The following is a 23,628-nucleotide window of genomic DNA, read 5'->3' as shown; positions in this document are numbered from 1 at the left end:
TTTTTTAATATTCGATCTTCAGAAGATTGAGATAAATTTTTAATTATGCTAGGATGTCAGCAGTACTTTTCTGATAAATAATTTTAGGTCATTTTGGGTTTTCTACTAGCTTTGTACATTCTAAATTAAAAATGTTTCGCTTGAAATATTTGATATTTTAAAAATAAAATGCTAATATATTCTTGTAATGAAAAATATTTCGAGTGAGATATTAATGAAAGGAAAACAAAATGAAATTATCAGATTTTGTTACTTGCATTTCAGGTCCCAATTTAAAAGAACAAAAAAGATTAATAGATGAAGAACATTACGTGCTTTACACTTCTGAAAATCTTGTTGAGGATTTATCAAAGGGGTACAAAAAACCACCTAAGCCTAAAGCAACCAAATATCTATTAAGTGCAGGTGATTTAGTAATTAATTTAATGACTAACACCAGTACTATTGTTGCTTTAGATAATGACGGTAAATTAATGTCGCAACGAATTATGAAGCTAGTGCCAAATGGTCAGATTGATCCCTGGTTTTTATGTTTCTTGTTAAATGAATCAATAGATGTTAAAAAGCAAGAGTATAAAAAAATGGAAGGTACAGTTATCAGGAGAGTTACTGCTAGATTAATTAAAAATCTTGAGATAGATTTACCAAGGTTAGAGAAACAAAAACAAATTGGTCAATCATACCGAGCACTTGAAAAGAAGATTAAGGATAATCAAGATTTTATTAAACAAATGCAGTTGTCAACTATAGCAATGTTGAATAATTATGTTAAGGAGGTTTAACAAAATGAAAAATAAAGAAGAGTATGTTTGGAAAGTTATGAATCAATTAAGAGGTCGGACTTCCTTATTTAATTCTGTCATACTTATATCCAATTTTATTTTTTATCGATATATTTCGGAACATAAAGTTTCATTAAATTTGAAATTTTCCCAGCAAAGTAATTTCCAAACAATTGTTGATGAAACAAAAAAAGGTAAACTTACAATTGTAGAATTACAGAGTGCTTTGAATACGGTTGAAACTGCAAGTAAAAATTTAAATGGAATATTTCAAAACTTAAATTTAAATTCAGTTGAATATGGTAATTCAACTGATGAACGAATTTCATTATTTAAAGAAGCCTTACTTTTGGTCAATACATTAGAGTTCACTGAAATAAGTTATGGAAAATTTTTTGAAATTTTATTTGAAAAATATATTGCTAAATCAGTAATAACTAGTACTGCTAAATCTATTTCAAACGTTGTGGCTAAACTACTTATTACTAACAATAAGAATGAAACAATGACTATTTATGATTCAACAATTGGTACTGGAAATATGATTGTAAATTTCCTAGATAATCTTGATACTACAAAAGTATCAATTATTGGCGATGAAATAAATCCAGCACTATATAATATTGCAAAAATGAATTTAATTATTCATGACTTAAAATTAAATCAATTCACTATTAAAAATATTAATTCGTTAGAGGAAAAATGGAATGGTAAGGGAAATGCAGATTTTGTTTCTTTAGATCCTCCGTATTCAGCTAAGTGGGATGCAAATCCAGAATTATTAAAGGATTTAAGATTTAAAAAATATGGTGTTTTACCACCAAAATCTAAAGCAGATTATGCATTCTTACTACAAGGGTTAGCTCATCTTAAAGAAAGTGGTACGATGGCGATTGTTCTTCCCCATGGTGTTTTATTTAGAAGTGCTAAAGAACGAAAGATTCGTCAAAAACTTTTAGAAGACGGTAATATTGAAGCTGTAATTGGATTACCATCTAATTTATCATATAACACTGCAATTCCATTAATTATCATAATTTTAAAAAAGAATAGAAATGATAAGAATGTCTTTTTTATTGATGCGTCACAGGAATATGAAAAAGGGCGCCTTATAAATGCGTTAAATAATCAAGAAATAAAAAAAATTGTTGATACTTACAAAAATAAGACAGAAATTAAGAACTATTCGCACTTAGCTACTTGGGATGAAATCAAAAAAAATGATTTTAATTTAAATATTTCTAGGTATATTAGTCCTTTTGATGAGTCAAAATTACCTTCTCTCCAAGAAAGTAATTTTAAATTGAAAGAGATACAAGAAAAAATAAAAAAAGATAATAAGGAATTAGTATCAGCTTTAGAACAAATTGACAGTAAGTGTGATAATGAAGAACTTAAGAGACTTATTGATTTGATAAAAGTCAAATAGTGAAGCTCTAAGTTATAAGGAGGAAATAATTAATTTTTTATAAATGAAATATTATTATCGTAACTTAATGAATTTAGATATATTTTAAGTTAATAATATAAATTTTCATCAGAGTTAAACATGGATTTTGAATACAAATGTGTTAATTCCTATCATCTGAAGAGAGTTAAAAATAATCTCATTTAAAATCAAAAAGATTTAAAAATATAACATTAGATAATAGAATATTCGAATTTGGAGGCTTTGTCATATGACAGAAAGGGCTAAAAGTGTTGAAATTCTTAAAGCACTAAAAAAAGAAAATGTGGAATTGTCACAGGTAGAAAAAGATGGAAGTATTTATGCACGAGTGGCACGTGACTATCATTTCAAAAATATATTAAAAGATAATAATTTCTTCTGTATAAATTGTGGTGCTGCATTAAAATGTAGCGGTTGGGAAGATGACACAGTTAAACGAGTTTATTTTTATTTGAAAAATAGAAAAAAGGATAAAAATAAACATCGTAATTGTTCAAATGTAAGTGGTAAGAAGGGTATAAATACTAAATTAGTGAAAAATAATAATTTGTTGATGAATAAAGAAAAAAGAATCATTAATGATACTCAGTTAAATGAAGTCTTTATAAAGCGTTTTCCAATAAATAAAGATATGTCTAAAATTAATAATAAAAAAAGAAAAAAGGACAACATACACTCTCGTGCAAATAATTCAACAAGCGTATCTTTTATAGCTTCTTTATTAGAATTATACAGGGATAAAACTAAAAGAAATTTAAAGTGTAGAATAAATGGTGAAAGCATAAAATTGAAAGATTTATTTGTAAATACCCAAAATAATATGAATTTACCTAAAAATACATTTAGAATTTTTTATGGTCCTGCAAAAGTTAAGGTAAAAAATAAAAATTTATTATTAATAACACCAGATTTCTTAGTTAATGATATTCCTAGCGTAAGTGGATATGCGCCAATTGCAACAAATTTATATTATCTACGAGAAAGTGCATGGGCACCAGAAGTAGTAAATGTATTAAGGAATAATTCAAAAGAAATTTGGTATTTTCTAGGTAAAGTTGATGAGTCTAATAATTTTGTGGGATTTAATAAATCGATGTATAAGAACTTGTATGTCGAATAGAAGCAGAAGCTTGTTATTAAGTAGTAAAATGATAGGTAATAAGAGAGAAACTTCAAAATATATCGTACTCATTCATCCAATAACAAGTATATACTTAAACTACTAGATTATTAAGGTATAGTTTTAGTTTACAGGATTAAATTTAATTTAGTAAACAATATAAAGAGAAGTAAAAATGATAGACTTTGACATAGAAGTTTTGAATCTTATCTGACAATATAAAATTAAGAGCTACAGAGATTATATAAAAGTTTAAGTAATATATTGAGGGTTCCTGAAAAGAATTTTAAAAATAGGAAAGTTATCATGGACGCAATAAAAAAATTAATTATGGAAAAATTTAAGTTAGATATAAATTCAGAAGAAAATAGTGGTATAAACATCCTAGGGTATTTTAATTTAAATACAACACAAAGAGAATTAAATAAAATAATTAATGCAGTTAATATTAACGAACCAATCAAAACATTTCAAAATTATGAGGTGATAAAGCGTCCAATATCATGGATAGTTTATCTTACTAAAAATCCTATAAATAATGAGGAGATATTACCAAATATTAAAGTATATTCATTTGATATTCAAAATCGTAATATTTTAAATAAGGGACATTTAATTGCGGAGAAATTTCAAAAATATTTAATTACTACTCCCGAAAAAGTTAAATTCTTTTTTAAAAATAATATTCGAAATATTATTCTGCAATTTTCCAATATAAATTCGAGTACAGATGGATATAAGGGGCAATCATATTTTGAAGCTAAAATTAGAAATGCAGTTGAAAATGACAAAAATATTTATTATGAAATAAAACCTAAATTTTTTGATGAAGAAGATAAAATTCCGGCAGGATGTGAATTAATTGCCTTTGAAAAAGATTCGAGAATAAAAGATTTTAACTCAAATGATAATGGCGAAGTTCCATTCCATATTTTTATACCAAATGTTGGAAATGAGGAATTTTGGAAAAATTTTGAAGGTAAACCTAATTTGAGGTATAGTATTTTAAATTTTTATAAAACAGGAATTGTTGAATGATAACTTGAAGATTTTATGTAATGACAGGATATTAGCATCAGCAGTCGTGTAATGAATATTAGAGAGATAATGGCCATTATATTTAAGATTAAGAGATTCACAAAAAGGACAAGCTGGTTGAACGAGCTCTACCCTTAATCAATTTGTTAAAGAAATCAAGAAAAATAATATTTTTATCTTTAATATTAAGAGAAAATTTAATACAATCATTAAAAGAGGACATAGCACAACTCCTAAAAAACTTAATTGAATTGGTCGAAGAAGGATTTTAAGTTAGAGAGGCTATGGCCTCTTTTTTAATAAAAAAATCCTGTCAATAGAATGTCATATGATATTTCAGCGATAGGAAAAATTATAGAGCCAGAAACTCATGCACCTCATAATCGTTAGATATTGATCTAATGATTATGAGGTTTTTACTAAATAGTTTAATGAATAAAAATATATTTCTAGATTAAGTAAAATGAAGTGGCTCATAATTGTTATACATAGATGTGAGGTACTTCAATCCTTAAGACTATATAAAGATATGAGCAGTAATTTAATAAAAAATAGTAGTATTAAATATAAAAGTAACTTAGAAAAAATCATTAGTTAAATAGTGAGCTGGTTTTCTGAAGGAAAATTGATTCAATACTTTTTATTCTCTTGAAGAATCCTAAGTAAAAAATGAAAGCATTTCAATTTTTGCTGAGATTAGTACATTTTAAATGAATCCTATGTTCTTATTTATTGACCAAATAATCATTAGGTGAAGGCTATGTATTATCCATCATAACACTGCTTAACAAGTAAATTTTTAAGAGGATGACTAAAACTACTCTATGTTTTATAGAAGGATATTGCAAAAGTAAAAAACGACAGATAATATTTTATTGCATTATCCTTATGTATAAACACTCTAATCATACTTCTAATAATAAGTAAAATTATGGAGCCAAAAACATCATTTTGTTGTAATTTGATGAAATAATAGAAAAAAATAAGGATTTTATGTCAAAGATAACAACAAAATGATACTATATTAGCAACAAAATAAGAGGTACAATTTTAATAGTTAGAAAAAGAATGGAGTTGAAGATTAATGAATACTTGGAATGATCAAATTCGTAAAAATCTTTCATTTATTCGTAAAATAAAAGGAATTTCACAAGAACAATTAGGGAAAAAAGTCGGAATAAGTGGTGCGGCAATTGGAAATTATGAGCGAGGAGATCGTTATATACCTGCCTATTTAATTCATGAATTGTCAGTCGCTTTAGATATTCCTGATTCATTTTTATCCAATAAAGTTCCTAAAAATATCACCAGACGAGATATAAAAAATGAAAATAGATTAAGTTTAGAACAAAAAACAGTTAATATAGAAAAGTGGAAAGAACAACATCAAGGAAAATACATTCAAACAATTCAATTAATGCATATATTATTAAAAGATATGTATGAAGAACTATATTTAAATGATAGTATCAGCACAAATTATAGTGAGGTTATCGATATTTTTGTAAATTTTTTTGATAATTTAGAATGGAATAATGGAGAGTTAGATAGCTACGAAGATAATCTAAATTTAATTTATGATACGGCACTATTTTTCTTTAATTACCTTATTGAACAACATAAATTATATAAAGATATTGATCTTTTTAAAAATTATCATTTTCGCGAAAAGTATACACAATTTTTCTCTGAGAACGAAAATTATGTCAATCAATTGTGGAAGTACGATAAAGATCTCAATTAAAATAATTATCTTAAAGATGAAGGCATTTACTTTTGTCTTTAGGTGTAAAGATTATAAATACATAATTACTTTTTAAATATTGTTGATCTTTTAATTGCTTTTATATAAAGAAACTGTCAAAAAATAAAATTTTAAAATACATACTTGGATTTTTACTTTAATCTGGTGAGCAATTAAATGAATTAGCATAACTTTATCGCTATAGGAAACCATAATTTTGATGATTCAGTTTTAAATTCTTACAATCAAATATACGAATAATTAAGGAGAAAGGAATAAGTGAGAGAGTGCAAGTAAAAGGATAATATTATAAATAAAGGCTAGAAATTATAGATAAATATAAAGATAGAATAGGAATGCATAGAATATATGAAGTTTAAACATAAAGTGGTTAATTACTATCATTTGGAAGAAAGTAAAAGTATTATTGATGGTAAGAAAAAAGGACAGATTTTATCTAAAATTGATAAAAAGTTTGAAGATACGTTTAATCTTTTAAAAGATAACAAATCAGATGAAATTGATTCAGTTAAGATAAAAGATAATACTTATTATATATGTGCAATGGACAAAGGATATAGTAAGGATCCAGATAATGGAAAGTCTTTTGCCTGGTTAATCTCTATCAGTAGATTAGATCCTAATAAAAAAGTTGAAGTAGGTGATATGGCCCAAAAAAAGGTGGATAAGCGTAATCGTCCGATAAAAATAAACCCTTCAGAAGGTTTGGTAGTGGAAACTCAGTTTTTATATGATCCTGTTACTCATGTCTTTGCTACAATTAGAACAACTGGAGGTATGAATATTCAGTTATTAAAAAGTTTTTTATTAAAGTTTTGTGATGTAAGAGGTATTACATTTGCTATTATTCCTGATAAGGATGGGTTAAAGGATATAAATAATATGGTAGCTGGAAGCAAAGTTACATATAAAATTGCACAGATAGATGCATTAAAAAATTTGAGAGATCCTAATAGGAGTGAATTAGCTGATATTGAATATGCTGAAGAAATTGGTGGAAGAGAAATGGAAATAACCATAGTTGCAGGAGAAGGAAATTTAAATATTAAGGGAGTTAAAAATAAATTAAGTTTTTTATTTAAACATAGTGAAGAATTACATGTGAAGAAATTACAAGCTCAAATCAAGAATGCAGATGGTATTGAAGAACCACTAGATTTAATTCAACATAAGTTTAAAACAGAAGGTGATTTAGAATTTGATAATAGAATAACTGATAAGAATGTTATGGAATTTTTGGATACACAATATGGACAAGTATATAGTTCTTTAGCAAATTTACTTAGAACGGAGAATTAGATGAATGTACGAGGGTAGGTTAAAGAGAAATAGTATTCCGATTACTATTGGGGTAATTACAAGTTTAATATGTTATTTTGGATTAAATATTCAACCCAAGATGATTTCTAACTATACTGATTTTATGTCTGGAATTTTATCTATATCTTCTATTGCAACAGGCTTTCTAATGGCAAGTTTTGCATTAATTCCTGCTTTACCAAATTCAAAATTAATAAAGTTGTTAAGAAATTCATATACAGATTTAAAATTACTAGATAGAATGTTAATTACAATGATAGGATTTATTTTGGGGTCTTTACTTTCATTAATAATGTTATTTTTTAACTCTGAATCATCAAATGGGTTAGCACATCTGTTACTTGCACTTTTATTTGGAATATTAATATTTTCATTTATTGAGGCATTTGTAATTATTCATATTTTATTTAAGGTAATAGAAGCTGAGTATAAAAATATAAAAAAATCTGATAAAAATAATTTTTAGATTGAAAATAGCCGAATATACAATACTCCCCCAGCGGCGAATTTGTAGAATAAGTACATGTATCAATCCGCACAATTCGTTATTATGATCAAAAGAATTTATTAAAACCTTCTACTCATAATAAGAGTGTATCACGACGTTATACAGATCAAGATTTTGCTAAGTTGCAACAGATTTTACTTTTAAAATACTTAGGATTTTCACAATATAAATTAGAAAGAAAAATTATATAAGAGCAAAAAAATAAAGATAACCTCAGGAGCATGAGAATTCTTGGTCTCATACCTTACTTCCATTCGGAAACTCAGCTTTAATCCTTTACAAGTTATCTTTGATAATTTAAGTATAACAAATTGCTGCATACGCAATCAAAAATTGACTTAGATAATTTTATGATTAAAATAATAAATGAACAGTGACGGTGAACTCTAAGCGAGACCGTTGCGGAAAGGTAGCTCTATGTAATATAGAGCTGCCTTTTTCATCTATAAAATAATTACGTAGATTAGTTCTTTATTGTACAATTAATAGTCCGTTTAGTAGAGGAGGTCTTTTAAATGGATGCCGTAAATTATAGTAATTTTAGAGAACATCTAAAAGATTACTTTAAGCAAGTAAATGATAGAAGTGAACCCTTAATTGTTACAAACAAACAACCTGAAGATAATGTAGTGATACTAAGTAAAGATGAATATGATGCAATGATTGAAACGATGAAAATTCAGTCAAATGACTATTTAATGGAAAAAATTGCTGCAGGACATCGTGAGGTAAATGCAGCCAAATTGCAAAGTCTTGACTTAATAGATCCGGATAATAATTAATAATGTTGATTTGGACCAGTAAGGGATGGAAAGACTACCTTTATTAGCAAGAACGTGGAGAGAAGCGACAGATTAAAAGAATTAATAAATTAATTAAAGACGTTATGCGAATCCCATTCGAAGGTATTGGTAAGCCCGAGGCTCTAAGAGATAATTTAACAGGTTATTGGTCCCGAAGAATTGATGCCAAAAATAGACTGATCTATTCTTATGAAAATAAACAGATAATAATTTTTTCTTGTAAAGATCACTATTAGTTAAAAGAGAACACGAAATAGCGGCAATTCTATTTTTTATTAGAATTGTCGCTATTTCATTAGCATTTTTTCATACCTAAAAGTTATCAAAATTGATAGATTCTAAGTATTTTTCTTTTTAAATATCTGTTGTTAAACTATTAAGGATTAGTATAGATATAGAAAAGGAAAGATAAATGACTATTTTTGATGATACTTATACTTTAAATAATGGCGTAAAAATTCCTCGTTTAGCACTTGGTGTCTGGGAGATTACTGATGCACAAACTCCAAAGGCAGTTGAAGAAGCAATTAAGATTGGTTATCGTCATATTGATACTGCACAGGCTTATGGTAATGAAGCAGGCGTTGGGGAAGGCGTGCGCAAGAGTGGCATTGCTCGCGATGAAATTTTTATCAATTCTAAAGTAGAAGCAGGTATTAAGAATTATCAAGATGCTAAGGCTTCAATTGATGAAACTTTATTAAAGATGAAGATGGATTATTTGGATATGATGATTATTCATAATCCTCAACCATGGAATGAAGTGAATCAATCAAGTGATCGCCATTTTGAAGGCAATTTAGAAGCTTGGCGTGCACTTGAAGATGCTATGAAAGAAGGAAAATTGCGTGCAATTGGGGTATCTTCTTTTGAAAAAGAAGATTTAGATAATTTGATGGATAATTCATCAAATAAACCAATGGTTAACCAGATTCTTTGCCATATCGCAGCTACTCCACTTGATTTGATTAAGTATAGTCAAGATAACGATATTGTAGTTGAAAGTTTTTCACCAGTAGCTCATGGAGCCGCAATGAGGGATCCAGAAATTATAAAAATGGCGCAAAAGTATGGTGTATCAGTGCCACAATTGTGTATTCGCTATGATTGGCAATTAAATACAGTCGTATTGCCTAAGTCTACTAATCCGGAGCATATGAAGGCCAATAGTGAGATTGATTTTGAAATTTCGCCAGCAGATATGGAGATTTTGAAGAAAATGAAGCCATTAGATTATGGAGATGCAAGTGTCTTTCCGGTTTTTGGTGGCAAGATGTAAATCTCTAGATTAGTTCATTTTTTTATTATTAATCAGTTCAGTCAACGAAGATCTTTTTATTCGCTGACTTTTTTTGTAAAATAAAACTAACTTTAGATGTAATTAAACATTAATAAAATTATGTAAAGCTGGTTAAAGAAAATGACAGAAGATAAAGAATTAAAAGAAATTTCGCAGGCGAGTTTTAATTGGATCAAGAATAATTTAGAATTTTACCAGATGGGTGAGAGTACTATTGAAGGAGAAACTCCATTAATTGATGCCTTTGGTCAAAAAATTTATTGTTTCATTGAAAAAATAGCTGATGGCTATCGTATTTCTGATGATAGCTGGTTAATGTATAAATTAGATCCTAATCAAGAAGACGAAGAATTCTACGAGTCAGCAGTTGATATCACCGTTGGATCAGGCTTTGATTTTGATGAAGAAACTAATGAGATTTTTCAAGAGGTAGAGCAAGTAGACCTGCCTGAGATGATTAATAATCTAGCTCAGTTACAAGTTGCAATTTCTTTTCTCAGATAAAGTTCTTATTTTTGAAACTTCTAATGTTCCTACGTTAAAATAAAAGTACAGAATAAAAGATAGGAGAGTGCGATTATGTTTAACGATGCTTTATTTGACGTCCTTTCTAGTAGCTGGAATAGCTGGAAAGAAGACGATATTGCGATTAAGCCTTATGAAGATAATGAATACCTAGTTTTAACTAATCGAGTTAACGGTTTAAATGATGGTATTAGTTTTTATTTAACTTTGAATAGTGATGGAACTTATTCCTTAACCGATAAACTTTTAACCTCATATTTGGTAAATTCACAGATTACCAATATTACTCCTTTAATGACTGACTTAGCACAAATGGCTTCAGAATATGGTGTTTTGATTGATAATCAAGGCGCATTTATCAATAATGGTATTCCTTTAGATGACTTAAATGTAGCCGTTCAAAATTTTGCTGAGCTTCTTGACAACGTAGTAGATTTCGCTCAGTTACGGGCTCGCTAATGGATGAAAGTAAACGTCTTAAACTAATCTGGAATGATTGGAGTCAAAACTTAGTTTCATTTTCTACTGTTCAGGAAAATAACTATTTAGTGACAACACGCTTGCTTAATAAACACGACAAGCCGATTTCTTTTAATCTCTTTTTTGATGAAGATGGCACATATCGGATGCGTTATCAAAAGGGTAAACGCATGCTTAGCTTAACCAATATCAAGGAAGAAAATTTACCAGCAGAGATTTTACGTTTTGCTTATCTGATTGCAAGTAAATAAATTGTAAAAAAAGTTGTTTTTTATGTAACATTTTTGTAAATAAAGCAGTATAATAAGTTTATATTAAAAAGGGTTAGGGATAACTTAAACCCAATTGAGGAGAAATTAAAATGAAGAAATTAAGCACTAAGAAAAATAAATTATTTATGGGTTTAGGAGCTCTAGCTCTTGTAGCAACTTTAGGTTTAACCAGCCAAAGTGTTAAAGCTGCTGATACTAATGATCAAGCTAAAGTTGATCAAGATCAATTAAATGCACATAAGGATTTGCAAGCTTATAACTATCCTTTAACTGCTCAAGAACTTACTACTACAGTTGGTGAACTTCCTTCAGCTGAAGCTGGTGTAGCTAACTGGTCAAGTTTACCAGCAGGAACAACCGCAGTTTGGAATATGAATCCAGATATTTCTAAGGCTGGTATGAGTTACGGTCAAATTATTGTAACTTTCCCAGATGGCTCTGCTTCTGCTTTAGCTGTTGATGTGAAGACAACTGATAGTGCTGCAGTAAAAGATGAAAGTCAAGCAGCAAGTGAAGATAGCGTCACAAGTAATGATGAAGATTCAACTCAAGCAGCAAGCGACACTAGCAATGTTTCAGAACCTGTAACTGTATCTGATGTTAAGCAAAACAAAGTTATTGAAAAAGATGGTGCTAATGCTCCTGAAGCTGTAGCGCCAAAGACAGAAGCAGCTGTAATTGAAAATGAAGCTAGTCACGTTGAAGGTGACGGTGCTTTACCTCAAACTGGTAGTAAGAACGTTATAGTTACTCTTATTTCAGGAATGATGCTCGTTCTTGCAAGTTTAGGTTTATTTGCTGTAAAAGAAAGAAATTAATTTTAAAAGTTAAGCGGTAAGAAAAATAGGTTGTAGTTCAATAATGAATTACAACCTATTTTATATTAATTTTCTTAATATTAACTATATAATAAAATGGCTAGCAGTTTCAAAATTACTGCTAGCCATTTTTACTTTACCCTAAACTAGATTAATTAAATAAGGCATTCCAGTCATGTTCACCTTGTTCATATTCTTCAGGAAAATGCATCTTTACAACATTTTGCATTCTTGAAACTTTTTTCTCTAAGGCTTTATTAAGAAGGGGGGTATTGTACTGAACATTTTCATTTAACTCTTCAGCACTAATTACACCACCTGTAAGAGTCGTATACATATCATCAAAATCTGCATTATTCATTGCTGGTTCGACTTTAATGTTGCCACCAGCAATTGAAGCAAATAAATCCTGTGAATTATCAAAAGTTAGGCTAAAAACGATGCTCGCTTTATCTTGTTTAAACTCTTTTGGGGTTGGAGTATTATTATTTTGCTGAAAAAGGGGAGTGTAGAGAAACTCCCATTTATCGAATATGCACTCTTGCTTTAACAAATTAAAAACTTGTAACCATTTTGGACGTGTCTCCATAATTCCTCATCTCACTTCATCGTCTAACATATTAATACAAAGAGGTTTAGAGACTACAAATTGTGAGCATGAGAGGTTGTAGTCATAAACCCAATATATTAAATATAACATGTTTTAAAAAAAGTGGGGGGGGGTAAAATGCATTCTATTAACAAAAAATACTAATAATGAAAATTACATACTAGGTGTAATGAGGTTGACTTAAATAATTATTCCTGTTTTAACTTAAAATTCTGGCCAGATAATGACTGATTAATTTTTGTTTTCAGACTTTTCCTTTTTATCTGTTGGCTTCTTCTTAGCCTTATCTTTATCTTCATCGGGCATAATAGCAAATTTATCAAGCATCTTTTCTAAATCATCATTACGTTTAAAAGTTAATCCCATGATTTATACCTCCTCATTTTTCATCCTATATTATATAGGAAAAATTAAGGCTCAATCATTAAGTTATGATTACAAGTTGTATGGCTTAGTTGAATGGTGAAAATATTTTATAATAAAGATATATTAAAAGGAGTGACTTTCATGAAGATTTTTATTATTGGTGGTTCTGGTCGAGTCGCAACTGAATTAATTAAAGATTTAGTCAAAGATGGACATAGTGTTACAGCGGGAGCTCGTCATGAAGATAATATTATTGATTTAGCTGGTGTAACTAAAGTTCACTTAGATTTGCATGTAAGCGTTGATGAATTAGCTAAATTAATGGAGGGCAATGATGCCGTTTACTTTACTGCTGGATCACGTGGTAAAGATTTACTCCAAACGGATGCCTTTGGTGCGGTTAAGACCATGCAAGCATCTGAAAAAGTTGGAATTAAACGCTACATTATGCTTAGTTCCGTCTTTGCCCTTCAACCTGAAAAATGGCAACTGCCAGGGCTAAAAGAATTAATGGATTATAATATTGCTAAATTTTTCGCAGATAATTACTTAATTAATCAAACTAAGCTTGCTTATACGATTTTACAGCCAGGAGGCTTAACCGAAGAAAAGGCAACTGGGAAGATTAGTTTAGATGTAGTCAAACCTGGCACAAATCCAATTCCTGATGTTGCCCAAACTTTAGCGGATATTTTAAAATTCGATAATACTATTGGTAAAGTTATCATCATGGCATCAGGCGATACTCCAATCGACCAAGCTTTAAGCGAAATAGAGTAAAAAAATAGTGAATTAGTACAAAACTAATTCACTATTTTTATTTAAACTTTTAATTAGAATCTGTTGCTTAGATCATCAAAGTGAGTGTCAAGATCTTCAACACCATTTCTTAAATCAGATAGATAAGCTTCGTGACGTCTATCTTCATCTTTATCTCTATCGATAAAGAAGTAACATCCTGCAGCAATGACAGCAACAACTGCACCTAAAAGCAAAGTTTTAACATTAAAGTTAGTTACCATGTAGCAAGAAATTAGTAAAGCAATAACTGGAATAGTATATTTACCAGGAAGTGAAAATCCATGAGTTGGATATTCATTAGTATGCTTAAATTTAATTACAGCTAAAATTGATGGTACGTATTGGACGAATGATGCAAGCACAGTACAGTTAACTAAGAAAAGATAATCTTGAGTACATAATGCTAAAGAAAGAATGGCAGTTAAGATAATTCCTACCCAAGGTGCATCGTGCTTATTCTTCTTACCAATCCATTTTGGCAGCATACTGTGTTCAGTAGCAAGTGAAGCAATTAATGAAGGGGTATTAAATGATGCTGAAAAGGCAACACCAAAAATAGAAATCAACATACCAACGATCATTAAGGCAAAGCCCCATTGACCAACACCAGTCTTTAAAGCACTGGCTAAAGGATCAGTGTAACCACCTAATTTATCTCCAGATAAACCAATAGCAACTAAAAGCATCAAACAATCCAAAATAGTAACACTAGTCATAACAGCAATTAGACCACGAGGAACATTCTTTTCTGGATTTTTCATTTGCTTAGCGGCAATTGGAATAAATGAGAAGCCAGTAAACAAATAAAAGATTGGTGTAAATGCAGCACCAAAGTGTTTAAAGAATGGGCCGACACCAGTTAAGGCTGCCTTTGGAATAATTGGAGTATAGTGTTGTAACTTGATGAAGAAAGCACCAACTGCAATAAAGACGATTAAAGTGATAATTTTTGCAGCAGCAGAAATATTGTTAACTGCCTTTACCCAAGAACGGCCAAAGAAGTTGATGATCGAGAATAGTAAAATCAAAATTACTACTCCTGCACCATAAACAATAGGGTTCTTAAAAATAGGCAAGAAACTACGCAAAATGGTTAACATCGCTACAACTTCGGCAGATAGAGTAGTACAACCTAAGAACCAAGTAAAAATACCTAATTCGTACCCAGAAAATCGACCAAAGGCATTGTAGGAATACAACCATGCAGCACCAGATCCAGTGAAACGACTAGATAAATCAGCATAACAGAGGGCAATCATTGAAACCGTAACTGCGGTACAAAGTAAAACCCCAATGGCTGCTAGATTCATGTAATGATAAATGGTTGATGGTAATAGGAAAGTACCAGAACCAATAACAGCATTAATACCTAAAAAGTAGATTGAAATGAAAGAAAGCTTTTTAGGTACAGAATTTTTTTTATTCATAAAATTTTACCTCTTTTTTATTTTCTTTCATCTTAAGTATAAATGTTTTTAAAAAGTTCGGTGTAGATAAAGACTTTTAAATTTCAAAATAATGAAAGCTAATCTTGATAAAGAAAAAGATGCTTGAAAACTCAAACATCTTTTTTTACTTGCTTTTAATGCGATTTTTATACCATTTATAACCAAAGTATAATACTGCTAGAATTATTAAAACAAGAATCACTATAGTGAAATCATCGAAGATTTTAACAATTATTTGCCATTTTTTGCCCGTATACAATCCGAGTAAAATTAGAATGCTGTTCCAAATTAATGAGCCAAAAGCAGTTAAGGTTAAAAATTTAGGCCATGATACATGGGCAATTCCAGCCGGAATGGAGATTAAACTTCGCACCACAGGAATGCAGCGTCCATAAAGAATAGACCCCGTACCATGTTTATCAAACCAAGCGATTGCTTTTTGGGCATCAGTATTTTTAAAACCTAATACTTTAAAAAATTTTGTTTCTAATAACTTTTCCAAGCGTGCTAGTGTTAAAAAACGACTAACGGCAAATAGAATAATAGCCCCAATTAGAGAACCAAGTGTTGAAGCCAAGATGACGCCTGCAGCAGTTAATTTAGTTTTGGTGACAAGAAAACCTGCTAAGGTAAGTACTGCTTCAGAAGGAATAGGAGGAAAGATATTCTCAACTGTAATTAACAGTAAAATAGCAAGATAGCCAAATTGTTCGATAAAATGAGTGAGCCAAATAGTCATTAAAGAATCCCTTCAAGTGTTTTTCTTCTATTTTATCGGGAGAAATTTCTTTAGTAAATATTATGATTAATCTTTTATACTTACTTATTGTGTGTATCGTGTTAAACTATTTAGTGCTAATAATTATGAGGAGGCTAAAAATGGCAACAGAACATATTGAGAATAAACTTAAACTTTTGCCTGATAAGCCCGGTTGCTACCTCATGAAAGACGTAAATGGAAATGTGATCTATGTCGGTAAATCTAAAAACTTAAAAAATCGTGTTAGATCATATTTTAAGAGTAAACAAGTTGGGCGTAGGGCAGAACTAGTTAAGGAAATTAGAGATTTTGATATTATTACTGTTTCTTCTGATAAAGAATCTTTTTTACTAGAAATTACATTAATTAAAAAATATCAACCTTACTATAATGTCCAATTAAAGCAAGGAACAGGTTATCCTTATATCGAAATTACTAACGAGCGTGATCCGCAAACAAAATTAACTTCGATTGTTCGTAAAGATAAGGGCTATTACTTTGGACCTTATCCAAATGTATATGCAGCGCAAGCTACTTTGAAATTTATTCAAAAAGTTTGGCCTTTAAGAAGATGTCAGGGTCATCAAGGTCGACCTTGTCTTTACTATCATATGGACCAATGTTTGGGAGCTTGTTTTAAAGAGGTGCCTCAAGCAGAATACGATGCTCAAATCAAGAAAATTAAGCGCTTTTTGAATGGAGATATTGCACCGGCAAAAAAAGAGTTAACTGAAAAAATGCAAGAAGCATCAGAAAATCTTGAATTTGAACGTGCAGCAGAAATTCGTGACCAGTTGAATTACATTGAACAAACAGTTGAAAAACAAAAGATTATTTCTCATGATAATACGCAAAGAGATATCTTCAACTTTTATGTTGATAAGTCTTGGATTTCAATACAAATTTTCTTTATTCGGCAAGCTAAACTATTGCGTCGTGAAACTAAGTTGTTTCCATTAACTGATATAGGCAATCCAAGCGAAGAGTTTATGTCCTTTATTGCTCAATTTTATGGCCAGAAGAATCATGTTTTGCCAAAAGAAGTATTAGTTCCCGCAGGAACCGATATTGAAGCTCTGAGTGAAGTGTTGAAAGTACCAGTCCGTATTCCGCAAAGAGGGCAAAAACGTGATTTATTAAAGATGGCTTATGACAATGCTAAGCTTAAACTGGATGAGAAATTCCGTCTCTTAGAACTAGGAAATCGCAAAACTAAAGGCGCCCAAAAAGAAATTTTTGATGCTTTAAACTTACCTTATGGTCACCGGATCGAAAGTTTTGACCACTCCCATATTCAAGGTACAGATCCTGTATCGGCTCTAGTGGTGTTTACTGATGGTGAACCGGATAAAAATGCTTACCGTAAATATAAATTAAAGGGGGAAGTTGAGCACCAAAATGGTGGTGACGAAGTTCGCAATACTCGTGAAGTAGTGAGACGAAGATATAGTCGTTTAAAGCGGGAAAAGCAAAGAATGCCTGATTTGATCTTAATGGATGGTGGTCAGATTCAAGTAGAAGCTTGTTTAGATGTGCTTAGAAATGAGCTAGATTTAAATATTCCAGTTGCCGGGATGGTTAAGGATGATCACCACCGCACTAACCACTTGCTTTTTGGTGATCCAACTAAAGGTGAAGAATTAAAATTAATCCCGATGGATCCAAAATCTCAAGGTTTTTATTTGATGACTAGAATTCAAGATGAAGTGCACCGTTTTGCAATTACTTTCCACCGTAAAACACATGCAAAAAATGCTTTATCAAGTAAATTAGATGAGATTAAGGGTATCGGACCAAAGAGTCGTAATAAGTTATTACGTGAATTTGGTTCACTCAAAAAAATAAAAGAAGCTTCAATCGAAGAATTACGGGCAGCTGGCTTAACTTTGCCCCAAGCACAAACAGTTAAGCTGAGCTTATAAAAATTGCTTCAAATGCCTATGTAGTAAGTGATTCCATGTGGTATTATAGAAGAATGAGATTATTAAATAAAAGGAGGGATAGCGATGTTTGTAGACCAAACAAAAATTGATATCCAAGCAGGTAAAGGTGGCGACGGCGCTGTTGCTTTTCGCCATGAAAAATATGTCCCACTTGGTGGACCAGCTGGTGGAGATGGTGGCCGTGGTGGTAGCATTTATCTGGTTGCCGATTCCGGCTTACGTACTTTAATGGACTTTCGTTTCCGTCGAAAATTTAAGGCCGATAATGGTGAAAATGGTCGAATAAAATCACAATATGGACGCGGTGCCAAAGATGTTTATCTGAAGGTACCGATGGGGACTAGTGTTTATGATTTTAATACTAATGAATTAATTGGTGATTTAGTTGAAAATGGGCAAAAGTTGTTAGTGGCTCGTGGCGGACGTGGCGGACGTGGTAATATCCACTTTGCTACTCCTACTAGAACCGCTCCTGAGATTGCTGAAAATGGAGAACCAGGTGAATTACGTACATTACGCTTAGAACTTAAGGTTTTGGCTGATGTAGGATTAGTTGGTTTCCCATCTGTCGGTAAATCTACTTTGCTTTCCACCGTTACTAAGGCAAAGCCTAAGATTGCTGCTTATGAATTCACCACCTTAACACCAAACTTAGGAATGGTTGTCTTACCTGATGGACGTGACTTTTCTATGGCTGACTTACCGGGATTAATTGAAGGTGCTTCTAAAGGTGTCGGTTTAGGAATTCAGTTCCTCCGCCACGTTGAAAGAACTAAAGTAATTTTACATCTGGTATCGATGGATCCCAATAATGGTCGTGATGCATATGAAGATTACCAAACAATTCGCAAAGAATTAGCAGGATATACTACAGATTTAACTGCCAAGAAGGAACTCATTGTAGCTTCTCAAATGGATATTCCTGGCAGTGAAGAAAAATTAGCCGAATTTAAGAAAAAATTAGGTGAGGATGTAACAGTTTATCCAATTTCTAGTGTTACTCATCAAGGTGTTAAAGAATTAATGAGTAAAGCTGCAGATTTAGTTGATAAAATTGCTAAACAAGAAGCTGAAAAGCCTGCACAAGCTGAGGTTGAAGAAAAAGCTTACGTTTATAATGCTAAGAAGCTCGATGATCATTTTGAAATTACCCGTACTGGTGAAAACAGTTTTGAAATTACTGGTGAACGAATTGAACGTCTAGTACAAAGAACTAATTTGGACCACAATGATGGGGTAATGCTCTTAGCTCGTAAACTCAAGAATATGGGTGTCGATAATGCTCTACGTGAAAAGGGAGCCCAAAATGGTGATGATGTAACCATTGGTGATTTCACTTTTGAATATGTAGAATAATTTTAAGTTGAATGAGGATTTAAATTGAAAACTAAGAACCGATTCATTACAGGATATGCTGGTTTACGTACTCTCGCTGTAATTGGCGTTATCTTATACCACTTGGATCCTAATCGTTTTATGGGTGGTTATTTGGGAGTACCAATTTTCTTAGTTTTAACCGGCTATTTAGTAACAGATCATATGTTTCATGCTTATGAGACTAAGGGAATATATGATAATAAAGGATTTTATTTGCGGCGTTTAAAACGACTTTATCCCCAAATGATTACTTTATTGTGGCTATGTAGTTCATATATCCTTCTCTTTCAAAGAAATTTATTACCAAAATTAAATCAAATTGTTGCTAGTAATTTACTTAATGTTTATAACTGGTGGCAAATATTTAATGGTCAAAGTTATTTTGAACGTTTTGCAGCCAATGAATCTCCTTTTACTCATTTGTGGACGATGTCAATTGAAGGGCAGTTCTATATTATTTGGCCGCTTGCAATTTTCTTGCTAGTTAAGTATGTTAGAAAAAAGAGCACTCGATTCTGGATTTTAACCATTTTAACAATTCTTTCAGCACTTGAAATGGCTCTTTTATTTAAGCCTGGTGTTGATACTAGTAGAATTTATTATGGCTCAGATACGCGTTTCTTTTCTTTAGGACTAGGTGCAATGCTTGCCGTAGTATGGCCTAGTTGGCGTTTAAGAGAGGATATTGATCAGCAAAGTACGCGTTTATTAGATGGTATTGGAGCTATTGCTTTAGTAGGGATGCTATGGTTAGCTATGTCACCTTTATCCAATCCGGTTAAAGGATTTGTTTACCATGGTGGAATGTTCCTCTTTACCATTTTTACTACACTTTTAGTAGCAATTGTTGCGCATCCCGGAAGTCATTGGAATAGCTGGTTAACCAATTCTGTCTTTAAATGGGTTGGGTCAAGAAGTTACGGGATTTATTTATATCAATTCCCGGTAATGATTTTTTTCGAAGATAAAGTTAAAAATATTGCTGATCATGTTGTCTTATATCGCGTGATTGAAGTAATTATCATTTTAGTTTTAGCTGAATTAGCATATCGTTATGTTGAAAAACCACTTGGTAAAATCACTTGGGCCAAGACCAAAGCTTACTTTGCTAAAGTAATTAGCTTACAGAATACTAATCTCTTGCAAAAGGCCACTGCTGTACTTGCAACTATCATTTTTATTGTTGGGTCAGCAGCGATGATCAAGTCTAATACTGCTAAAGCAGCTAATCCTAATAACTCACCATTAGCAAAACAGATTAAGGCTAACCGCGGTCAACAATTACGTGATAATAAGAAGCTTATCAAAGAGGCTCAACATGAAACAGGGAAGAATCAGACTAAAAATAAAGTTTTAGCTGAGGCTAAGGCGAGAGCTAAGAGTCATCCTGTTAATAAAGAGTTTGAAAAATTTGATATCTCGCAAGTTGATTTACAATTGGCACAGGATATTCGTGTAACAGCAATTGGTGATTCAGTGATGGCAGGTTCAAGCCAGAATTTGAAACAATTAATGCCTCATGCAATTATTGATGCAGCAGTATCTCGCCAACTTGAGTCAACGATTGACTTATTCCAACAATATAAAAATCAAGGTGCGCTTAACCAAAATGTCTTAATTGGTTTGGGCACAAATGGGCCATTTAGTACGCAAGATTTGGATCGTTTGATGAAAATTATTGGTACTAAACGTAAAGTTTTCTGGATTAATACTTATGTTCCATCTAAAGATTGGCAAGGATCAGTAAATGCCGCAATTAAGGCTGCAAGTAAAAAATATTCTAATATTACGGTAATCGACTGGTATGATTTAGCCGCTAAGCATCCAAATTGGTTCTATGGAGATGGAACACATCCAAATCCAACAGGTTCAAAATACTATTCTGCCTATATTACTAAGAATATTGTTGAAAAAGGTAGATATTAGAAATTAGGGTTACATGGAAATACAATTTTTAGGGACAGGAGCAGGTCAGCCTTCTAAAGGGCGGAATGTTTCTTCTACAGCACTTAAACTACTTGATGAATTAAATGAAATTTGGTTATTTGATGTTGGAGAAGCAACCCAACATCAAGTTTTGGAAACCAATATTAGGCCCCGAAAAATCACCAAAATTTTTATCTCTCATAATCATGGTGATCATATTTTTGGCTTACCGGGATTACTTTCTTCACGCTCTTTTCAGGGGGATGGGGGACCATTGACAATTTTTGGGCCTCCTGGAATCGATCAATTTGTTCAAACCTCTTTGCGTGTTTCACGCACAAAAGTTGCTTATCCTATTAAGTATGTTATTTTAAAAGATAGTGGGTTAATCTACGAAAATGATTTATTTGCTGTTTATACGGCAAAGTTAGATCATCGAATACCTAGTTTTGGTTTTCGTGTAGTTGAAAAACCGCGTCCTGGTGAATTATTAATGGATAAACTGGCTGAATATCATATTCCTAATGGACCTCTTCTTGGACAGCTAAAGGCGAAAAGAAAGGTTAAATTAGCTGATGGCACCATTTTAGATGGTCATGATTTTGTTGGTAAACCACGTCCAGGACGAATTGTGACGGTAATTTATGATACACGACCAACTCCTTCAATCGGCGAGTTAGCTGAGAATGCCGATGTGCTGATTCATGAATCAACTTTCAGTGGGGAAGATGCTAAGATGGCACATAGGTATTATCATGCAACTTGTATTGATGCAGCACAGGTAGCAGCGGAACATAACGTTGGCACCCTTTATTTAACCCATATATCTGCTAGGTATACTGGAAGAAATGGACGAGAACTAGAAAAACAAGCTCGTCGTGTATTTAAGAATGTACATTTAGCAACAGATTTAAGTTCGTTTGAAGTTGAATTAAGAGGGCAAGAAAATCATGAGTGATTCATTAAGAGATAAAGTAGTAATTGTAACGGGAGCATCGAGTGGTTTAGGAAGATCGATTGCTTTAGAAAGTGCAAGTCGAGGTGCAACTGTAATTTTAATTGCACGCCGTAAGGAGCGCTTATTGGAAATTGCTGATGAAGCCAAGCGTTTATCTGGTGAAGAGGCATATGTAATTACTACTGATATTAGTAAGGCTGATCAAATAGATGCAGCTTTTAGACAGATTATTCAAAAAGTAGATCACATTGACTTTTTAGTAAATGCAGCTGGATTTGGGGTTTTTGAGCCCTTTATGGATATGAATCCGCAATTAACAACTGAAATGTTTCAAACTAATGTTTTAGGATTAATGTACTTTACACGTTTAATTGCGCGAGTAATGATTGACCAAAATCAAGGTCAAGTTATCAATATTGGTTCTATGGCTGGCATTATCCCAACTACTAAAACTGCGGTATATAGCGCTACTAAAGCTGCTGTGATTCAATTCTCAAATGTTTTACGTTTAGAATTAAAACCATTTAATGTTAAAGTGATGACAGTAAATCCAGGCCCAGTATATACAAATTTCTTTAATATTGCTGATCATTCAGGCAAGTATTTGGACAATGTGAAGCGTTTTGTACTAGATCCGGATGATGTTGCCTGGCAAGTAGTTCATTTCTTTGGTTCAAATCGTCGTGAATTGAACTTACCGCTAAGTCTTGCTTTCTTAGGTAAGCTCTACCAAATTTTTCCTTCATTTGGAGATTGGGCAAGTTTAAAATTTGGGAGTAGAAAGTAATAAATGGGGAAGAGTAAAATGAAAAAACAAAGTAATCAATTTAAGTTGGTTTTAGGGCTTATTATTGCCTTGATCTTACTTATTTTTGTTGTTTTAAATGTTGAACCAGTTGCTATCAATTTTGGCTTTTTCCAACCTAAAATGCCGTTAATAATTATTTTAGTATTAATGATGTTGTTAGGAGCAATCGTGTCTTGGTTACTTGGAAATAGCGAGAATAAGTATAAAGTTAATAAGTCACTTAAAAAGCAAGAATCAAGTTTTAAGAAGCAATATGAAAGAACTATTGCTGAAAAAGAACAAAAGATTTCCGAATTAGAGGCAGAAGTAGATCGTCTTAAACAAGAGAAAAATTCAGAAAGTTCTGGGGATTAATCAGATTGGACTTGATTTCTAAAGGTTTAGATTGTATGATTTAAATACGTGAGTATTTAGTGACTTATTTTTAGGTCCAAACAGTCTCAATTCTAT

24 protein-coding genes and 3 pseudogenes are annotated in these 23,628 nt (G+C 31.6%); 22 read left to right on the top strand and 5 right to left on the bottom strand.

Annotated features, from left to right (window positions below; all coding sequences use genetic code 11):
- The first annotated feature begins 230 nt into the window (after positions 1 to 230).
- The 4 genes from FP432_RS02620 (at position 231) to FP432_RS02605 (ending at position 4,390) form a co-directional block, all read left to right on the top strand.
- Entirely contained in the window at positions 231 to 782 is a 552-nt protein-coding gene (locus FP432_RS02620) for a restriction endonuclease subunit S (RefSeq protein ID WP_265489308.1), read from the top strand.
- Between the two features lie 4 nt (positions 783 to 786).
- Positions 787 to 2,211, top strand: a complete 1,425-nt coding sequence (locus tag FP432_RS02615; RefSeq protein ID WP_265489307.1) for an N-6 DNA methylase — start codon at positions 787 to 789, stop codon at positions 2,209 to 2,211.
- A gap of 250 nt (positions 2,212 to 2,461) precedes the next feature.
- Positions 2,462 to 3,352 (top strand): hypothetical protein, encoded by an 891-nt coding sequence (locus tag FP432_RS02610; protein WP_265489306.1) that lies wholly within the window; start codon positions 2,462 to 2,464, stop codon positions 3,350 to 3,352.
- Positions 3,353 to 3,658: 306 nt separating this feature from the next.
- Positions 3,659 to 4,390, top strand: coding sequence for a DNA/RNA non-specific endonuclease (locus FP432_RS02605; protein ID WP_265489304.1), 732 nt, complete (start codon positions 3,659 to 3,661; stop codon positions 4,388 to 4,390).
- Positions 4,391 to 4,420: 30 nt separating this feature from the next.
- Here the strand turns inward: FP432_RS02605 and FP432_RS02600 are convergent.
- Positions 4,421 to 4,613, bottom strand: a pseudogene (locus FP432_RS02600) (ISL3 family transposase); the annotation flags it as partial.
- An 861-nt stretch (positions 4,614 to 5,474) separates the two neighbouring features.
- On the opposite strand from FP432_RS02600, the gene FP432_RS02595 reads away from it, so the two are divergent.
- The 11 genes and pseudogenes from FP432_RS02595 to FP432_RS02545 all read left to right on the top strand — a co-directional run bounded on the left by FP432_RS02595 (position 5,475) and on the right by FP432_RS02545 (position 12,181).
- Positions 5,475 to 6,134 carry a helix-turn-helix domain-containing protein gene (locus FP432_RS02595; protein WP_265489303.1) on the top strand — a complete coding sequence of 220 codons (660 nt, stop codon included), beginning with the start codon at positions 5,475 to 5,477 and terminating at the stop codon, positions 6,132 to 6,134.
- Between the two features lie 369 nt (positions 6,135 to 6,503).
- The gene (locus tag FP432_RS02590) at positions 6,504 to 7,454 is read left to right on the top strand and encodes a hypothetical protein (protein WP_265489302.1); all 951 of its coding nucleotides are present in this window, start codon (positions 6,504 to 6,506) and stop codon (positions 7,452 to 7,454) included.
- 4 nt (positions 7,455 to 7,458) lie between these two features.
- Entirely contained in the window at positions 7,459 to 7,941 is a 483-nt protein-coding gene (locus FP432_RS02585) for a hypothetical protein (RefSeq protein ID WP_265489301.1), read from the top strand.
- Positions 7,942 to 8,006: 65 nt separating this feature from the next.
- Positions 8,007 to 8,144, top strand: a pseudogene (locus FP432_RS02580) (MerR family transcriptional regulator); the annotation flags it as partial.
- A gap of 354 nt (positions 8,145 to 8,498) precedes the next feature.
- Positions 8,499 to 8,765, top strand: coding sequence for a type II toxin-antitoxin system Phd/YefM family antitoxin (locus FP432_RS02575; protein WP_265489300.1), 267 nt, complete (start codon positions 8,499 to 8,501; stop codon positions 8,763 to 8,765).
- Positions 8,765 to 9,022: pseudogene (locus FP432_RS02570) on the top strand (Txe/YoeB family addiction module toxin). The gene FP432_RS02575 and the pseudogene FP432_RS02570 overlap by 1 nt, the downstream one beginning before the upstream one ends.
- 176 nt (positions 9,023 to 9,198) lie before the next feature.
- Positions 9,199 to 10,065, top strand: a complete 867-nt coding sequence (locus FP432_RS02565; protein WP_265489299.1) for an aldo/keto reductase — start codon at positions 9,199 to 9,201, stop codon at positions 10,063 to 10,065.
- 141 nt (positions 10,066 to 10,206) lie between these two features.
- The gene (locus FP432_RS02560; protein ID WP_265489298.1) at positions 10,207 to 10,590 is read left to right on the top strand and encodes a DUF1828 domain-containing protein; all 384 of its coding nucleotides are present in this window, start codon (positions 10,207 to 10,209) and stop codon (positions 10,588 to 10,590) included.
- A gap of 75 nt (positions 10,591 to 10,665) precedes the next feature.
- The gene (locus tag FP432_RS02555; protein WP_265489297.1) at positions 10,666 to 11,070 is read left to right on the top strand and encodes a hypothetical protein; all 405 of its coding nucleotides are present in this window, start codon (positions 10,666 to 10,668) and stop codon (positions 11,068 to 11,070) included.
- The gene (locus FP432_RS02550) at positions 11,070 to 11,342 is read left to right on the top strand and encodes a hypothetical protein (RefSeq protein ID WP_265489296.1); all 273 of its coding nucleotides are present in this window, start codon (positions 11,070 to 11,072) and stop codon (positions 11,340 to 11,342) included. The genes FP432_RS02555 and FP432_RS02550 overlap by 1 nt, the downstream gene beginning before the upstream one ends.
- Positions 11,343 to 11,452: 110 nt before the next feature.
- Positions 11,453 to 12,181, top strand: a complete 729-nt coding sequence (locus FP432_RS02545; RefSeq protein ID WP_265489295.1) for a Rib/alpha-like domain-containing protein — start codon at positions 11,453 to 11,455, stop codon at positions 12,179 to 12,181.
- Positions 12,182 to 12,332: 151 nt separating this feature from the next.
- On the opposite strand, the gene FP432_RS02540 is transcribed toward FP432_RS02545, so the two are convergent.
- Together FP432_RS02540 and FP432_RS02535 are read right to left on the bottom strand one after the other, a co-directional pair.
- Positions 12,333 to 12,770, bottom strand: coding sequence for a hypothetical protein (locus FP432_RS02540; protein ID WP_265489294.1), 438 nt, complete (start codon positions 12,768 to 12,770; stop codon positions 12,333 to 12,335).
- A 252-nt stretch (positions 12,771 to 13,022) separates the two neighbouring features.
- Entirely contained in the window at positions 13,023 to 13,157 is a 135-nt protein-coding gene (locus FP432_RS02535) for an SPJ_0845 family protein (protein ID WP_265489293.1), read from the bottom strand.
- 141 nt (positions 13,158 to 13,298) lie between these two features.
- Here FP432_RS02535 and FP432_RS02530 point away from each other — a divergent pair, with 141 nt between their 5' ends.
- Complete coding sequence (locus FP432_RS02530) at positions 13,299 to 13,937, top strand: SDR family oxidoreductase (RefSeq protein WP_265489292.1); 639 nt, start codon at positions 13,299 to 13,301, stop codon at positions 13,935 to 13,937.
- Between the two features lie 53 nt (positions 13,938 to 13,990).
- On the opposite strand, the gene FP432_RS02525 is transcribed toward FP432_RS02530, so the two are convergent.
- Both FP432_RS02525 and FP432_RS02520 read right to left on the bottom strand, forming a co-directional pair.
- Positions 13,991 to 15,385, bottom strand: coding sequence for an APC family permease (locus tag FP432_RS02525; RefSeq protein WP_265489291.1), 1,395 nt, complete (start codon positions 15,383 to 15,385; stop codon positions 13,991 to 13,993).
- 145 nt (positions 15,386 to 15,530) lie between these two features.
- Positions 15,531 to 16,145, bottom strand: coding sequence for a DedA family protein (locus tag FP432_RS02520; RefSeq protein WP_265489290.1), 615 nt, complete (start codon positions 16,143 to 16,145; stop codon positions 15,531 to 15,533).
- 140 nt (positions 16,146 to 16,285) lie between these two features.
- On the opposite strand from FP432_RS02520, the gene uvrC reads away from it, so the two are divergent.
- The 6 genes from uvrC to FP432_RS02490 all read left to right on the top strand — a co-directional run bounded on the left by uvrC (position 16,286) and on the right by FP432_RS02490 (position 23,532).
- Positions 16,286 to 18,088 carry an excinuclease ABC subunit UvrC gene (uvrC, locus tag FP432_RS02515; RefSeq protein WP_265489289.1) on the top strand — a complete coding sequence of 601 codons (1,803 nt, stop codon included), beginning with the start codon at positions 16,286 to 16,288 and terminating at the stop codon, positions 18,086 to 18,088.
- A gap of 78 nt (positions 18,089 to 18,166) precedes the next feature.
- The gene (gene obgE / locus FP432_RS02510) at positions 18,167 to 19,465 is read left to right on the top strand and encodes a GTPase ObgE (protein WP_265489583.1); all 1,299 of its coding nucleotides are present in this window, start codon (positions 18,167 to 18,169) and stop codon (positions 19,463 to 19,465) included.
- A gap of 24 nt (positions 19,466 to 19,489) precedes the next feature.
- Positions 19,490 to 21,412, top strand: a complete 1,923-nt coding sequence (locus FP432_RS02505; protein ID WP_265489288.1) for an acyltransferase family protein — start codon at positions 19,490 to 19,492, stop codon at positions 21,410 to 21,412.
- A 13-nt stretch (positions 21,413 to 21,425) separates the two neighbouring features.
- A complete protein-coding gene (gene rnz, locus FP432_RS02500) occupies positions 21,426 to 22,370 on the top strand; it encodes a ribonuclease Z (protein ID WP_265489287.1) in 945 nt (314 codons plus the stop codon).
- Positions 22,363 to 23,157 (top strand): SDR family NAD(P)-dependent oxidoreductase, encoded by a 795-nt coding sequence (locus tag FP432_RS02495; RefSeq protein WP_265489286.1) that lies wholly within the window; start codon positions 22,363 to 22,365, stop codon positions 23,155 to 23,157. The genes rnz and FP432_RS02495 overlap by 8 nt, the downstream gene beginning before the upstream one ends.
- A gap of 18 nt (positions 23,158 to 23,175) precedes the next feature.
- Positions 23,176 to 23,532, top strand: a complete 357-nt coding sequence (locus FP432_RS02490) for a LapA family protein (RefSeq protein ID WP_265489285.1) — start codon at positions 23,176 to 23,178, stop codon at positions 23,530 to 23,532.
- Positions 23,533 to 23,628 lie beyond the last annotated feature (96 nt).

The sequence above is a fragment of the Lactobacillus sp. PV034 genome, assembly GCF_014522305.1.
GTDB lineage: Bacteria > Bacillota > Bacilli > Lactobacillales > Lactobacillaceae > Lactobacillus.
Note: the sequence above shows the minus strand (reverse complement) of the source record. Positions and strands in the feature narration are given on the sequence as shown.

Coding starts and splice junctions, on each gene's coding strand:
- FP432_RS02490 (WP_265489285.1), top strand. CDS start 23,176: ATGAAAAAACAAAGTAATCAATTTAAGTTGGTTTTAGGGCTTATTATT.
- FP432_RS02540 (WP_265489294.1), bottom strand. CDS start 12,770: ATGGAGACACGTCCAAAATGGTTACAAGTTTTTAATTTGTTAAAGCAA.
- FP432_RS02560 (WP_265489298.1), top strand. CDS start 10,207: ATGACAGAAGATAAAGAATTAAAAGAAATTTCGCAGGCGAGTTTTAAT.
- FP432_RS02520 (WP_265489290.1), bottom strand. CDS start 16,145: ATGACTATTTGGCTCACTCATTTTATCGAACAATTTGGCTATCTTGCT.
- FP432_RS02585 (WP_265489301.1), top strand. CDS start 7,459: ATGTACGAGGGTAGGTTAAAGAGAAATAGTATTCCGATTACTATTGGG.
- FP432_RS02590 (WP_265489302.1), top strand. CDS start 6,504: ATGAAGTTTAAACATAAAGTGGTTAATTACTATCATTTGGAAGAAAGT.
- FP432_RS02550 (WP_265489296.1), top strand. CDS start 11,070: ATGGATGAAAGTAAACGTCTTAAACTAATCTGGAATGATTGGAGTCAA.
- FP432_RS02620 (WP_265489308.1), top strand. CDS start 231: ATGAAATTATCAGATTTTGTTACTTGCATTTCAGGTCCCAATTTAAAA.
- FP432_RS02530 (WP_265489292.1), top strand. CDS start 13,299: ATGAAGATTTTTATTATTGGTGGTTCTGGTCGAGTCGCAACTGAATTA.
- FP432_RS02605 (WP_265489304.1), top strand. CDS start 3,659: ATGGACGCAATAAAAAAATTAATTATGGAAAAATTTAAGTTAGATATA.
- FP432_RS02610 (WP_265489306.1), top strand. CDS start 2,462: ATGACAGAAAGGGCTAAAAGTGTTGAAATTCTTAAAGCACTAAAAAAA.
- FP432_RS02525 (WP_265489291.1), bottom strand. CDS start 15,385: ATGAATAAAAAAAATTCTGTACCTAAAAAGCTTTCTTTCATTTCAATC.
- FP432_RS02495 (WP_265489286.1), top strand. CDS start 22,363: ATGAGTGATTCATTAAGAGATAAAGTAGTAATTGTAACGGGAGCATCG.
- FP432_RS02595 (WP_265489303.1), top strand. CDS start 5,475: ATGAATACTTGGAATGATCAAATTCGTAAAAATCTTTCATTTATTCGT.
- FP432_RS02535 (WP_265489293.1), bottom strand. CDS start 13,157: ATGGGATTAACTTTTAAACGTAATGATGATTTAGAAAAGATGCTTGAT.
- uvrC (WP_265489289.1), top strand. CDS start 16,286: ATGGCAACAGAACATATTGAGAATAAACTTAAACTTTTGCCTGATAAG.
- rnz (WP_265489287.1), top strand. CDS start 21,426: ATGGAAATACAATTTTTAGGGACAGGAGCAGGTCAGCCTTCTAAAGGG.
- FP432_RS02545 (WP_265489295.1), top strand. CDS start 11,453: ATGAAGAAATTAAGCACTAAGAAAAATAAATTATTTATGGGTTTAGGA.
- FP432_RS02575 (WP_265489300.1), top strand. CDS start 8,499: ATGGATGCCGTAAATTATAGTAATTTTAGAGAACATCTAAAAGATTAC.
- FP432_RS02615 (WP_265489307.1), top strand. CDS start 787: ATGAAAAATAAAGAAGAGTATGTTTGGAAAGTTATGAATCAATTAAGA.
- FP432_RS02565 (WP_265489299.1), top strand. CDS start 9,199: ATGACTATTTTTGATGATACTTATACTTTAAATAATGGCGTAAAAATT.
- FP432_RS02555 (WP_265489297.1), top strand. CDS start 10,666: ATGTTTAACGATGCTTTATTTGACGTCCTTTCTAGTAGCTGGAATAGC.